Annotated in this window: 12 protein-coding genes; all 12 read left to right on the plus strand. The window is 53.1% G+C overall.

Annotation, left to right across the window (positions count from 1 at the left end; translation table 11 throughout):
• The first annotated feature begins 150 nt into the window (after window positions 1-150).
• The 12 genes from JNE38_RS30065 to efeB all read left to right on the plus strand — a co-directional run bounded on the left by JNE38_RS30065 (window position 151) and on the right by efeB (window position 13,256).
• A complete protein-coding gene (locus tag JNE38_RS30065; protein ID WP_203354670.1) occupies window positions 151-891 on the plus strand; it encodes a (Fe-S)-binding protein in 741 nt (246 codons plus the stop codon).
• Complete coding sequence (locus JNE38_RS30070) at window positions 878-2,383, plus strand: LutB/LldF family L-lactate oxidation iron-sulfur protein (RefSeq protein WP_203354671.1); 1,506 nt, start codon at window positions 878-880, stop codon at window positions 2,381-2,383. The genes JNE38_RS30065 and JNE38_RS30070 overlap by 14 nt, the downstream gene beginning before the upstream one ends.
• Complete coding sequence (locus JNE38_RS30075; RefSeq protein WP_203354672.1) at window positions 2,380-3,060, plus strand: LutC/YkgG family protein; 681 nt, start codon at window positions 2,380-2,382, stop codon at window positions 3,058-3,060. The genes JNE38_RS30070 and JNE38_RS30075 overlap by 4 nt, the downstream gene beginning before the upstream one ends.
• Before the next feature lie 80 nt (window positions 3,061-3,140).
• A complete protein-coding gene (locus tag JNE38_RS30080; RefSeq protein ID WP_203354673.1) occupies window positions 3,141-3,857 on the plus strand; it encodes a FadR/GntR family transcriptional regulator in 717 nt (238 codons plus the stop codon).
• Between the two features lie 155 nt (window positions 3,858-4,012).
• The gene (locus tag JNE38_RS30085) at window positions 4,013-6,049 is read left to right on the plus strand and encodes a transporter substrate-binding domain-containing protein (protein WP_203354674.1); all 2,037 of its coding nucleotides are present in this window, start codon (window positions 4,013-4,015) and stop codon (window positions 6,047-6,049) included.
• Window positions 6,027-7,397: a sigma-54-dependent transcriptional regulator gene (locus JNE38_RS30090; RefSeq protein ID WP_203354675.1), complete on the plus strand. Its 1,371-nt coding sequence runs from the start codon at window positions 6,027-6,029 to the stop codon at window positions 7,395-7,397. Before JNE38_RS30085 ends, JNE38_RS30090 begins: the two co-directional genes overlap by 23 nt.
• Window positions 7,398-7,619: 222 nt before the next feature.
• Window positions 7,620-8,450, plus strand: a complete 831-nt coding sequence (locus JNE38_RS30095) for a transporter substrate-binding domain-containing protein (protein ID WP_203354676.1) — start codon at window positions 7,620-7,622, stop codon at window positions 8,448-8,450.
• Window positions 8,451-8,473: 23 nt separating this feature from the next.
• Window positions 8,474-9,148 (plus strand): amino acid ABC transporter permease, encoded by a 675-nt coding sequence (locus tag JNE38_RS30100; protein WP_203354677.1) that lies wholly within the window; start codon window positions 8,474-8,476, stop codon window positions 9,146-9,148.
• Window positions 9,148-9,906, plus strand: a complete 759-nt coding sequence (locus JNE38_RS30105; RefSeq protein WP_203354678.1) for an amino acid ABC transporter ATP-binding protein — start codon at window positions 9,148-9,150, stop codon at window positions 9,904-9,906. The genes JNE38_RS30100 and JNE38_RS30105 overlap by 1 nt, the downstream gene beginning before the upstream one ends.
• Before the next feature lie 18 nt (window positions 9,907-9,924).
• Window positions 9,925-10,887: an agmatinase family protein gene (locus JNE38_RS30110; protein WP_203354679.1), complete on the plus strand. Its 963-nt coding sequence runs from the start codon at window positions 9,925-9,927 to the stop codon at window positions 10,885-10,887.
• A 187-nt stretch (window positions 10,888-11,074) separates the two neighbouring features.
• Window positions 11,075-11,968 carry an iron uptake system protein EfeO gene (gene efeO, locus JNE38_RS30115; protein WP_203354680.1) on the plus strand — a complete coding sequence of 298 codons (894 nt, stop codon included), beginning with the start codon at window positions 11,075-11,077 and terminating at the stop codon, window positions 11,966-11,968.
• 4 nt (window positions 11,969-11,972) lie between these two features.
• Window positions 11,973-13,256 carry an iron uptake transporter deferrochelatase/peroxidase subunit gene (gene efeB, locus JNE38_RS30120; protein WP_203354681.1) on the plus strand — a complete coding sequence of 428 codons (1,284 nt, stop codon included), beginning with the start codon at window positions 11,973-11,975 and terminating at the stop codon, window positions 13,254-13,256.
• Window positions 13,257-13,270 lie beyond the last annotated feature (14 nt).

Here is a 13,270-nt window from a genome sequence, read left to right on the forward strand (position 1 = left end):
CTCCCCAAGAAAACGATCCAAGCCAGCGGACACTGCCCCATCCCGGTCTGCTGGCTTTTCAATTCCGCCGATATTATCTGACTATTCATTCTTCAACATGTATGATAAGCTGATAAGTAAGTAAATTTTCCCAAGCAGGAAGGTGGACTCGTGAAAGTATCTTTGTTTATTACCTGTTTGAGTGACGCCCTCTATCCGCGGGTAGGGGAGGCGATGGTACGGCTGCTTGCAAGGTACGGGGTCCAAATCCATTTTCCACAGGAACAGACCTGCTGCGGTCAGCCTGCCTTCAACAGCGGATACTGGGATGAGGCGAGGGCGTCGGCCCAGACCTTGATTCGTGCTTTTGCCGACAGCGATTATGTCATTTCTCCGTCCGGCTCTTGCACAGGCATGATTCACCATTACTTTCCCAAGCTGTTTGAGCATGATCCGCAGCTTCTCGCAAGTGCGCACCAGCTGCGTGAAAAGACTTATGAATTTACCCAATTCCTCGTGAACGTGCTGGGAGTGACGGACCTCGGCGCAGTCTTCCCGCACAAGGTGACGTACCACCCGTCCTGTCATGGCAGCCGTCTCCTTGGCATCAAGCAGGAGCCGCTGCAGCTGATGGAACAGGTACGCGGCCTGGAACTGGTCCCGCTGCCGTTTGCGGAGGATTGCTGCGGCTTCGGGGGTACCTTCGCTGTAAAAATGAGCGATATCAGCGGTGCGATGGTAGCGGAAAAAGCCGATCACATCCTCGAGACGGAAGCGGAAGTGCTCGTGGGGCTGGATCTCGGATGCCTGATGAACATCTCCGGTCACCTGCACTTTCGCGGGAAACCGGTCCGCACGATGCATCTGGCCGAACTGTTGTACGAAGGAGTGATGGTCAGTGAGCAGCGGTAAATCTACCTCTGTAACAGAAAGGGCCAAGGTTGCCCTGAACGACGAGTTCCTACGCAATGCGGTCAAATATACGACTGAGCGCCTCCGGGACGGGAAGAAGCTGGCATCCAGCGAGCAGGGGCATTGGGAGGAGTGGCGGGAGCGCGGTCGGCAAATCCGGCTCCATACCATTGCCCACCTCGACTACTACCTGAACCAGTTCATCGAAAATGCCAAAGCGAATGGCGTCCAGGTGCATTTCGCCGCTTCCTCTGCCGAAGCTGCCAGCATCACCTTGAAAATCGCCAAAGATCGGCAAGCCCGGACCGTCGTCAAATCCAAGTCGATGGTGTCGGAAGAAGTGCACATCAACGAGACGCTGGAAAAAGAGGGGATCGAATCCATCGAAACGGATCTGGGTGAATACATCATCCAGCTGGCGCATGAGATGCCCTCCCATATCATCATTCCAGCCATCCACAAAAACCGGGAGCAAATCGCGGAGCTGCTTTCCAAGGAAGCAGGGGAGACACTTGAGCCTGAAACGACCATCCTCGCCGGCTTTGTCCGAAAAAAGCTGCGCGAAAAATTTCTGGAAGCGGACATCGGCATGACCGGCTGCAACTTTGCCATCGCAGAGAGCGGTTCCATCGTCCTGTTTGAAAACGAGGGAAATGCACGCATGGTCAGTACGGTACCCAAAACGCAAATTACACTGATGGGGATGGAGCGCATTATTCCCACGTGGGACGATCTGGAGGTCATGGCTACCTTGCTGCCACGCTCGGCCACGGGGCAAAAGCTGACCGTCTACATGTCCGGCATCAGCGGCCCTCGCCGCGAAGCAGACAGCGACGGGCCAGAGGAAATGCACATCATCATCGTGGACAACGGCCGCTCTCTCCAACTGGGGGACCCTGAATTTCAGGAGCTGCTCAATTGCATCCGCTGCGGTGCCTGTCTCAATGCATGTCCGGTTTATCGGCAGATCGGCGGCCATTCCTACGGCGGGCCCTACAGCGGACCGATCGGGGCAGTGCTCAAGCCTGCCCTGCAAAAGAACGTGGCCGAATGGGATGATATCGCCAACGCCTCCAGTCTGTGCGGGGCATGCTATGAGGCTTGTCCGGTCAAAATCCCCCTCCACGATATGCTCGTCTATCTGCGCAACCGCAAAGTCAAGGAAGGGCACAAAGCCGCCGATGAAAGCGTGGCGATGAAAGGCTACCAATACATCATGACCAATCCCAAACGCTTGCGGCGTGTGCTTGCGCTCGGCAGGGTCGGGCAAAAGCTGCTCCTGACAGACAACGTGATCAAAGCGAAAATCGGGCCTCTGAAGGGCTGGAATCGCTACCGTCATACACCTGCTCTGCCGGCACGAGCATTCCGCGAGCAATGGCAGACGCTCGAGCAGGAGGTCCGCACCGACATGAAAGAAATGAATGAGACGATCAAAGCTCGCTTGGAACAAGCACGCGCCCAGCGTGGGAAAGGGGGCACGCATGCATGAGTGACGCACAGCAAGCATTCATTGAAATGATCAGCAAACGATTGGGCCGCCCCATGCCAACCGAGAAGCCACATCACCCATTCAAAGGTGCGCCTGAATTTTGGAGGTCATACGAGCTCGGACTCGAACAGCGCATTGATTTGTTTCGGGACAACTGGGCCAAAGCAGGCGGGCACTCCTTTCGCTTTTCCACGATGGACGACGTAAAGCGGTTCATTGTCGAGCAGGCGCAGTCCCTGAAAGCTCGCCAGATCCTTCAGCAGAATCAGCCGGAGCTCTTGTCCCTGCGACTGAAGGAACAGCTTCCGAGCTGCAAAGTGATCACCTGGGGACCTGGAAACCGAGATGAATTGGTCGCACATGCAGCTGGTGCAGACATCGGCATCGCATGGGTCGATCAGGCTGTCGCGCATACAGGGAGTATCGTCGTCACGTCCTCCGGCAACACGGGTCGATCGGTGAGCCTCCTTCCCACCGTCTTCCTCGCGATCATTCCTGTCGAGCGCCTCAAAACGCGGTTGGGGGAAGTGCTGGCTGCTTATGATGGACAGCCACGGAAGCATTTTCCCGCGGGCATCCACTTTATCTCAGGCCCTAGCCGGTCTGCCGACATCGAGAACGATCTGACGATTGGCGTGCACGGACCAGGCGTCGTCTTTGCCCTCTTGGTCGGGTAACGTTTTGCCGCCACCCTCCCACCGATTGTGCGTATGCTACAATAATGGGTAATGAAAAAGGAATGTACAGGAGTGTCGAGATGGACCTTTCCAAGCTGGCCAAAAAGAATCACTATGAGCACATCACCGAACAAATCAAACAGCTCATTCTCAGCGGAGAGCTTGCTCCCGGAGATAAATTGCCCTCGACAAAGGACTTGTCCGAGCAGTTCGGTGTCGGGCGCTCCACCACCCGCGAAGCATTGAGCGCTTTGAAAGCGATGGGGCTGATCGACATTCGCCAAGGCGGAAACTGCACGGTGAAAACCCCTCCGCTGCAAGCACCATCCTTGCTGCCTGATCTGCAAGTCTTGCTCACCCATAAGCAGAGCATTCTGGAGCTGTTGGAAGTGCGAAAGTCGCTGGAGGTATCAGGCGTCGCCATCGCAGCCCTCAAGCGCGACGAGCAAGACCTGCTTGATCTGAAGCAGATTCTGGCGGAAATGTCGCAGCACATGGGGAACGAGGAAATCGGTGAGCGAACCGATATGAACTTTCACGCGATACTCGCCCGCTCTACCCACAACTCGATCATGGTCAAGCTGTTCGAGACGATTTCTTCCCAATTGGAGGTCGCCATCCGTGAGACACGACGGGTAGAAATCTATTCGAACCAAGCCGTATCCGAGCAATTTTATCTGGAGCACCAAGCGATCTTTGCGGCGATCCAAAATCAGGAGCCCGAGCTGGCACAAGCACGCATGAAGGATCATCTGCTGCACGTGGAAAGCATTTTGCTGCGTTATCTGAATGATTGAATGCCCCTGAAATCGCTGACGCCTACTGGCTGTCCGCTGCCCGCGGATGGCTTTTTTGCCGTTTCTGCGAATCTCCTTTTTTTCATGCGTGCTTGAATTTCGATCAACAACACCTTATCCTTTACAACAACAAACGGTGAACGGCGGTGCATAGCATGATTCGTGCAAAGAAACTGGGGATTGGGCTGCTGCTCGGAGTGATTTTGCTCGTGACCATGGGCATGACGATTCCCAGCGAGGTCCATCAGGAAAAAATCATTCGCATCGCAGGGGACAACAATTTTCCACCCTTTGAGTACTTCGCCCAGTCAGGAGTTTTCAGCGGCTTTAACGTTGACATCATGAACGCCATTTCCAATGAGACCGGTATGCGGATTGAATTCGTGCCCTTGCCCTGGAATGTGGCTCTCGATGCCCTGCGCAACGGACATGTCGATGCCGTGGAAGGAATGAAATACAGTCCTGCGCGCGACAAGCTGTACGATTTCTCAGCGCCATACTTTTTAAGCTCCCAGGGAATATTCGTTCGAACAGACAATATGCACATCTTCGGGATCACCGATCTGGCCGGTCGCAAGGTCTCCATCCAAAAAGCCGATATCGCGGCAGACCTTTTCCGGGAGCTCCAAAAGACCAGCTTCATCGAGACGGACAGTCAGGAAGAAGCCGTCCAATTGCTCCTCGATGGAAAAGTAGACGCGTTTGTCGGCAATCGCATTACCGGGCAATACTTCCTGCAAAAAAACAACCAGCAATCGCAAATCAAAATCGTGGGAGACCCGATCAATCCCACTGACTACGCACTGGCGGTGCTTCCCAAAAATGCGCAGCTGCTGACCGATATCAACAAGGCCATCTCCAAGATCAAACAAAACGGGACCTATGACAAAATCGAACGAAAATGGTTCGGGCAGTACATCATGCCAAACACCGTCAATCTGGAGCGACTTCGCCTCTACCTGGAGTGGGGATCTGGCGTTGGCATTTTGATCGTCCTCGGTATCCTCTGGTGGAATCGCATGCTGAAAAAGGAGGTGCTGAGAAGGACGTCCCAGATCCACGAGATCAATCGGGAGCTGGAAGAAAAGATGACGCTCCTTGAGGAAAATTTGCAATTTCAGCAGCAGCTGCTCAACAGCACCTACAGCTTTTACGTCACGCTCACCCAGCACGGACGCATTTTTTTGATCAATCGCAAAGCGGTCGACTTTCTCGACGTCGATCACCCGCTAGCCGGCCTTCCCCTGAGCGGAACGATTCTTGCAGAGTTTATTCCCGGCGATCAGGTCGAAGATGTCCTCAGGCAGGGCAGTACCTATCTGGAGCAGGAGATCGTTTGGGAACGCAAGCGAAATGGGCAAACCGAGCCTTTGGTGCTCCGCTACAATATTTTCCCGATTACTTCCCCTGCAAAGGAAATCACCGGGGCCATCATCAACTTTCATGACGTGACCAAGCAAAAGGACATGGAAAAGAAGCTGGAGAGCGAAAACAGGCTGCGTTCGTTGGGGCAATTGATTTTGGGGATCGCGCACGAAATCCGCAACCCCCTGACTTCGATTCTCACGTATACACAGCTGCTGCCCACCAAATTTGACAATCCCAAATTCCGCAATTTCTTCGCGCAGCAGGTGCCAGGCGAGATTTTGCGCCTGAATGATCTGGTGAATGACCTCTTGGAATACGCCCGGCCAAAACCGCCTCATCCATCCCGTTTTCGTGTCGCCGACCTGATGGAAGCGGTCCTTGCGCTATGCAGCCAAAAGATCAAAGAGAAAAAGGTTCAGGTTTCACTCAGCCTTCCTCCTCACTTGTATATCGAGGCGGATGTGAACCAGACCAAGCAGATTTGGATCAATGTCGTGCTCAATGCCGTCGAATCGATGGACGAGCAGGGCAAATTGAATATTCGCGGGCACACAGAGGGACCGATGGCCGTTGTCGAAGTAGAAGACAGCGGGCACGGCATGTCGCCAGAGGACAAGTACCGCATTTTTGAGCCCTTCTTCAGTACCAAAGCAAACGGAGTGGGTCTCGGACTCTCGATCACCTACCAATTAGTCAAGGAAAACGGAGGGGCTATCGACCTGCACAGTCAGCCCGGTCACGGCACCACCATGATCATTCGATTGCCGATGCCACAGCAAGAATCAGAAGGGAAGGACGCTTATGCACCATCTGCTAGTCATTGATGATGAACCTGCCATCTGCCAGTCGCTCGAATTTGCACTGGAAGAAAAATATCACGTCCATACCTTTACCGATCCGGACGCAGCACTGCCTTTTCTCCATCAGGTAGAGGTCGCTCTCGTCCTGCTCGATCTGAAAATCGGCGCGCATGACGGAACGGACGTACTGAAGGAGATCAAACGACTCTCGCCGGATACCGTGGTGATCATGATGACCGCCTTCGGAAGCATCTCTTCGTCCGTGGAAGCCATGCGGCACGGTGCCTTTTACTATTTGACCAAGCCCTTGATGATGGACGAGCTGGACATTTTGCTCTCCAAAGCCGAAGAGTTCTACCAACTGCAGACGCGCGTCAAATGGCTGAGCGAGGAGCTGTACAAGCTGTCCGACAGCTACGGTCTGATCGGGAACAGCAAAGCCATGCAGCAAATCCTCGATCTGATCGACAAGGTCAAAGACATCGACTCCAGTGTCTTGATCAATGGAGAAAGCGGAACAGGCAAGGAGCTGGTCGCCCGCGCGATCCACTACCAGGGACAACGCAGAAACAAGCGGTTTCAAGCTGTCAATTGTGCCGCGATTCCCGACAATTTGCTGGAATCCGAGCTGTTTGGCTATGAAAAAGGGGCCTTTACCGGAGCCATGCAGAGCAAGCCAGGCCAATTTGTGCTAGCGGACGGCGGGACGATCTTCCTCGATGAAATCGGGGAAATGGACCTGTCGCTGCAAAGCAAGCTGCTGCGGGTCATCCAGGAGAGAACCGTGACGCCGCTGGGTGGTCTGGAAGAGAAATCGATCAACGTGCGGATCATCGCGGCCACCAATCGGGACTTGTGGAAGGAAGTCAAGGCAAACCGTTTTCGCGAAGACCTGTACTATCGCCTCAATGTCATCCCGTTTCAGCTCGCTCCTCTGCGCGAACGAGAAGGGGACGTGCCGCTGCTCGTGCACTCCTTTATCCAAAAAATCAGCGAGCGAATGGGCAAACCGATCGACGGCATCTCCCAGGAAGCGCTGCAGGTGCTGGAAAACTACGATTTTCCCGGCAACATCAGGGAGCTGCAAAACATCGTAGAACGCGCGATAGCCTTGACGAGCTCCTCTTTGATTGAAAAGCGGGATTTGCCAAAGGAACTGCAAGGCACGCAGTCCAGGCAAGTCACGAGCAAGCAAAAGCTGATCCCTGTCTACGTAGGGGATACGCTGGAGCAAATCGAGAAAAGGGTCATCCTGCACACGCTCGCCCATCTCGAAGGAAATCGCCGAAAAACCGCACAATTGCTGGAGATGGGAGAAAGAACCCTGCGGGATAAGCTGAAAAAGTATCAGGAAGAACGAGAAGCAGAATAGACCAGGCGGCAGAAATGGCCGGCGGCATTTTTCGCAGGGCGGCGGATTTTGCCGCCTTTTTTGTATGTTCAAAATACTCGCTCACCTCATCGCAAACCACCGCGAATCGCTTCAGACAGCCCCTTTCTCCTCCTTCTCCTCTATCCCGCTTCAGTTGGCATGATTTTTGAATATAGCTAGTTTTCGAAATTACTAAATTAAATTTCATAGGGGGTCTACATCATGAAGGGATTTCGTAAGGGATTGTTCTCTCTGTGCGCACTGCTGGTCACCGGCGCTTTGATCGCAGGCTGCGGTGCCAAGCCTGCAGAACAGACAGCTGCGACAGGAAATGGCAGCCAAGCGGCAGCACCATCGGATGAAGTACTGCAAAAGATCAAAGACACCAAAACCTTGCTGGTAGGAACGGATGCTACTTTTCAGCCATTCGAATACAAGAACGCTCAGAACGAGTACGAAGGTTTTGACATCGAACTCGTGAAAGCGGTTGCTAAAGAGCTGGGTGCGGAGAAAGTAGAATTCGTCGACACGGATTTCAAAGGGCTGATCCCAGGTCTGCAAGGCAAGAAGTTCGACATGATCGTATCCGCGATGTACATCACAGATGAGCGCAAGCAAACCATCGACTTCTCCCAGCCTTACTATCCAGGCGGTCTGACGATCATGGTGCAAAAGGGAAATGAGGCGATCAAGAGTGCTGACGATTTGAAGGGCAAAAAAGTAGCCGTCCAAATCGGTACCAAATCGGCCAAATTCCTGAAAGAGAAATACCCGGAAGTCAAACTCGTGGAAGTCGAGAAAAACGTAGAAATGTTCCTCGAGCTGGAGAGCAATCGCGTAGACGCTGTCGTTACCGGAATGCCAGCAGCCAAGGTATACGCCAAGCAAAGCGGCAAAGTCAAAGTCCTTGATGTCGAGCTGACGCAAGAGTACTACGGCTACGGAGTTCGCAAGGAAAACAAGCAATTTGTAGCAGCGATCGATAAAGCGCTGAAAGCGTTGAAAGAAAACGGCAAGCAGGATGAAATCGTAAAAAAATGGTTTGGTGAATAACAACAACATCAGGAGGTGCACCAATGGCGCTTGATTTCATGGTGATTTTTGAAGACAACAATTTATATGCTCTTCTGGAAGGGCTATGGGTTACGGTTTCGATGACTTTCATGGCACTGATTCTAAGTGCGGTTCTGGGTCTGATCATTGGTCTCGGAAGGATGTCCAAGCAAAGATGGATATCCGTACTCTGCTCCTGGTATCTGGCATGGTTTCGCGGAACTCCGCTGTTGGTGCAGCTCATGATTCTCTACTATGGCTTGGCGATCGGCTTGCAAGTGGACTTGAGCGCATCGGTTGCTGGTGTGCTGGGTCTCGGGATGTACAGCGCCGCATACGTATCGGAAATCGTGCGCGGAGCGATTCAATCGATCGATAAAGGACAAATGGAAGCGGGACGTTCCCTCGGGATGAGCCATTCCCAGACCATGGTGAAGGTCATTTTGCCGCAAGCTGTGCGCCGCATGCTGCCGCCGCTTTGCAACGAATTCATCGCGTTGACCAAGAACTCTTCGCTCTTGTCCGTCATCACCGTCTCTGAATTGATGCGCGCAGGCAATCTGATCGTATCGAATAATTTCCGTTACTTTGAGATCTACATCGGCATCGCTGTTTTGTACTTCCTCGTCAACTACTCCATCTCGGTCGGCATCGGCCGTCTGGAACGCAGATTGAACGTAGAGGGGGCGCGTGCCTGATGATATCCGTCAAACGAATCCACAAATCGTATGGAAAGCTGCACGTACTGAAAGATGTGAGCCTCGAAGTCAGCCAAGGCGAGGTCGTGGTGATGATCGGGCCCAGCGGTTCCGGCAAAAGCACCTTGCTGCGCTGCATGAATTACCTGGAACAGATCCAGGAAGGCTCGATTGAGATTGAAGGAAAGCCGATCGGACTGATTAAGAAGGACAACAAGCTCGTGGAAATGTCCCAGAAGGATCTGGACAAGGTCCGCTCCGAGGTGGGCATGGTGTTTCAAAACTTCAATTTGTTCCCTCATGTGAGCGTGCTGGAAAACGTCATGATGGCCCCGATGACGGTAAAGAAAACAAAGCGGGAAGAAACCGAGAAACTGGCCCGCGAGCTGCTGCGCAAGGTCGGACTTGCCGAAAAAGCAGACATGTATCCGGACCAATTGTCAGGCGGACAAAAACAGCGCGTCGCCATCGCCCGCGCATTGGCAATGAAGCCCAAAGTCATGCTGTTTGACGAGCCTACCTCCGCACTCGACCCGGAATTGGTAGGAGAGGTGCTGGCCGTCATGAAACAGCTGGCTGCAGAAGGGATGACCATGGTAGTCGTCACGCACGAGATGGGCTTTGCCCGCGAGGTAGCCGACCGCGTAGTCGTGATGGACGGAGGAACCCTGATTGAGGACGGACCACCGGAGAAGATCTTCTCCACACCTGATCAACCTCGTACGCAAGCATTCCTGAGCAAGGTCTTATCTCATTAAAGTAAAGGAGGACGCTATATGCTTTCGCACTTGACACAACCTCCATTCCGGTATACCCAAGGAAAAGGAGACCCGTATGTGACCCGTTTGTCTGAATGGGTCGAGCAAACCTATCAACCGGGCGAAACCTATGATTTTGCAGTCATAGGCGTGCCGCTCTCCAAAAGCTCCATCAGCTATTCCGGAGCACACGCTCACCCATTGCAATTCCGGCAGCTGCTCAGCTCCTTTACCACCTACAACTTTGATGAGGATGTCGACCTGTCCACCTTGCGTGCCGTCGACCTGGGCGATGTTGCCATGCATGTGACAGACATTGCCTGCTGCCAGAAAAACATTGAGTCCGCTCTAGAGGAAGTCACCGCCCACGTTTCTGCTACACCGATCATCGTAGGGGGGGACCATTCCATTACCTATCGGGCCATTACCGGGATCAAGCGGTCCAAGCCGCAAAGAATCGGATTGATCCAGTTTGACGCCCACCTGGATGTGAGAGATACCAACTATGGAGGCACCTCCAACGGCACTCCCATGCGCAGCCTGATGGAGTCGGAGACCGTGCTTGGCGAAGATATCGTGACGATCGGCCTGCGCAGCTTTGCCAACTCTCGCGAATACCGTCAGTATGCAGAAGAAAAGGGAATGACGCTGATTACAGCCAATCAGGTGAGACAGCGCGGCATCGATGCCGTCGTGTCTGAGGCTCTGCAGTATCTGGAGGCCAAATGCGATGCGATCTACATTACGTTCGATGTGGATGTCATGGATCAGTCGACCGTACCTGGCGTTCCTGCAATCGGCCCTGCAGGCCTCTCCTCTGTCGATCTGCTCCATGCTGCCCATACGGTAGGCAAATCGCCCAAAGTCATCGCCATGGATATGGTGTGCGTAGACCCTACCAGGGACGTGCGCGACATGACCTCTCGGGTCGCCCTGCATCTCTTCTTGCATTTTGCTACCGGCTATCACCAGAGAAAATAGATTCTAGGCCATCGGTGACTCGATGGCTTTTTTTATTAGATTCCTCCCACCAGCATTCTCCATCTCAAATTTTTTTCGAAAACTATTGCAAACTACTGAAGAAAAGGGTAAGTTTTTTGTAATTGATAATGATTTTTATTCTCGGTATATAAGCGATCATTTATATGGTAAGGGGATGTATTTCGTCATGAGTAAGAAATGGGTTTATCCTTTGAGCGCGGTTGTATTGGGCTCTTCCTTGATGCTTTCGGCATGCGGAAGCCCGGAGACAGGTAAAACAGAGACAAAACCAGCGGAACAACCTGCCAGCAACCAAGCAGCCCCGGCAGCTGCTACTGCTGCTCCAGCTGCCTCTCCAGAGCTTCAGGCTTCCATCGATCAATACCAAAAATGGGTCATCGAGCAAACGGATCAGCTGGTGAAATCGACAGAAGAATTCACCAATGCCGTAAAAGCCGGCGATATGGAAAAAGCGAAGCAACTGTACGCACCTTCTCGTGCTTACTATGAGAGAATTGAGCCAATCGCTGAGTCTTTGGGAGATTTCGACCCTTGGATCGATGCTCGCGAAGGCGATGTTCCCGATAACGAATGGCGCGGCTACCACAAGCTTGAAAAAGCGCTGTGGGAAACAAAATCTGTGGCTGACCAAGGGAAAGTCGCCGACCAGCTGCTGCAGGACGTAAAGCAGCTGCGTGTAAAAGTAGAAAGCGTAGAGATTGATGTGAAAATGCTCGTAACGGGAGCGGTGGAGCTCTTGAATGAGGTTTCTACCAGCAAAGTGACCGGCGAAGAGGAACGCTACTCCCGCACAGATATGTACGACTTTGCAGCAAACGTGGAAGGCGCAAACGAAATCTTCAAAGTGCTGAAGACTTCCGTCGAAGCGAAAGACGCTGCGCTGGCAAAAGAAATCGAGGATCGATTCAAAGCACTGGATCAAGAAATTGCTCCTCACCGCAAAGGGGATGGCTACGTCCTCTACAATGAAATCAAAGAAGACCAAGTGAAAAAGCTCAGTCAAGCATTGGATGCTTTGGCAGAACCTTTATCCAAAATGGGAACGATCTTGGAGGGCTAACAGGATGGATACGAAACGTCTCGAAAACATTGCCAACAAGAAGCTGACACGACGAGACGCACTGAAACTGGCAGGTGTAGGTGGTCTCGGACTTTTGGTAGGTGCGGGTGGCATGGGTGCAGTCATGATGCCCAAACCCGCGTCTTCAAATGCTGCGACTTCCACCGATTCGGACGCTGTAGGCGGGATCGTTCCCTTTTACGGAAAGCACCAGGCTGGAGTCATTACACCTATGCAGGACTTTATCTGCATGGGTGCTTTTGATTTAACGGCTACCGCATTGGCTGATGTCCGCAAGCTGTTTCAGAGCTGGACTGCTGCAGCAGCTCGTATGACGGAAGGCAAGAATGTCGACGATGAAAGTGACAATCCTCACCTGCCTCCTGTCGATACCGGAGAAAGCATGGGGCTCGCTCCTATGCGCATGACCGTCACGTTTGGTCTCGGTGCCTCCTTCTTCGATGAGCGCTTTGGATTGGCAAGCAAACGTCCTGCTCCTTTGGTCGATTTGCCCCATTTCAACAGCGATGATCTTCGCAAGGAATGGACGGGTGGAGACATCGTCGTCCAGGTCTGTGCGAACGATCCTCAAGTCGCATTCCACGCTCTTCGCAATTTGGCCCGAATCGCACGGGGAAAAGCTGTTCTTCGGTGGGTACAAGACGGCTTCCAACGGACGAATGCCGCCGACCCTACTGGTTCTACACCTCGTAATCTGATGGGCTTCAAAGACGGGACCAACAATCCAAAAGTGAGCGAACCTGCCGTAGCCGACGAAATCGTCTGGGCACAATCCTCCGACGATCCTGCATGGATGGCGGGCGGTTCTTACATGGTCATGAGAAGAATCCGGATGCGCATCGAAATATGGGATCGTTCTTCCCTCGACGATCAAGAGAACACGTTTGGGCGACATCGCCTTTCCGGCGCACCACTCGGAAAGACCGGGGAATTCGATGATCTGGAATTGGATCGCAAGGACGGCCAAGGAAAGCCTGTCATCCCTGCCGCGTCTCACGTAGCTCTCGCGAATATGGACGGGAAAGTGAAAATTTTGCGCCGCGGATACTCCTACTCGAGCGGTATGGATCTGAAAACGGGTCAGCTGGACGCCGGACTGCTGTTTGTATGCTTCAACCGCGACCCGCGCAAGCAGTTTATCCCGATGCAGCAAAAGCTGGCGGCAGCCGATCTGCTCAATGAATACATCACCCATGTCGGCAGCGGTCTGTTCGCCTGTCTCCCTGGGGCGAGTGAGGGCGGATATATCGGGGACACGTTATTTTAGATTCCAATCAGGGA

This window comes from Brevibacillus choshinensis (assembly GCF_016811915.1).
Classification (GTDB): domain Bacteria; phylum Bacillota; class Bacilli; order Brevibacillales; family Brevibacillaceae; genus Brevibacillus; species Brevibacillus choshinensis_A.

Coding starts and splice junctions, on each gene's coding strand:
- JNE38_RS30075 (WP_203354672.1), top strand. CDS start 2,380: ATGAGTGACGCACAGCAAGCATTCATTGAAATGATCAGCAAACGATTG.
- JNE38_RS30080 (WP_203354673.1), top strand. CDS start 3,141: ATGGACCTTTCCAAGCTGGCCAAAAAGAATCACTATGAGCACATCACC.
- JNE38_RS30085 (WP_203354674.1), top strand. CDS start 4,013: ATGATTCGTGCAAAGAAACTGGGGATTGGGCTGCTGCTCGGAGTGATT.
- JNE38_RS30090 (WP_203354675.1), top strand. CDS start 6,027: ATGCACCATCTGCTAGTCATTGATGATGAACCTGCCATCTGCCAGTCG.
- JNE38_RS30095 (WP_203354676.1), top strand. CDS start 7,620: ATGAAGGGATTTCGTAAGGGATTGTTCTCTCTGTGCGCACTGCTGGTC.
- JNE38_RS30100 (WP_203354677.1), top strand. CDS start 8,474: ATGGCGCTTGATTTCATGGTGATTTTTGAAGACAACAATTTATATGCT.
- JNE38_RS30105 (WP_203354678.1), top strand. CDS start 9,148: ATGATATCCGTCAAACGAATCCACAAATCGTATGGAAAGCTGCACGTA.
- JNE38_RS30110 (WP_203354679.1), top strand. CDS start 9,925: ATGCTTTCGCACTTGACACAACCTCCATTCCGGTATACCCAAGGAAAA.
- efeO (WP_203354680.1), top strand. CDS start 11,075: ATGAGTAAGAAATGGGTTTATCCTTTGAGCGCGGTTGTATTGGGCTCT.
- efeB (WP_203354681.1), top strand. CDS start 11,973: ATGGATACGAAACGTCTCGAAAACATTGCCAACAAGAAGCTGACACGA.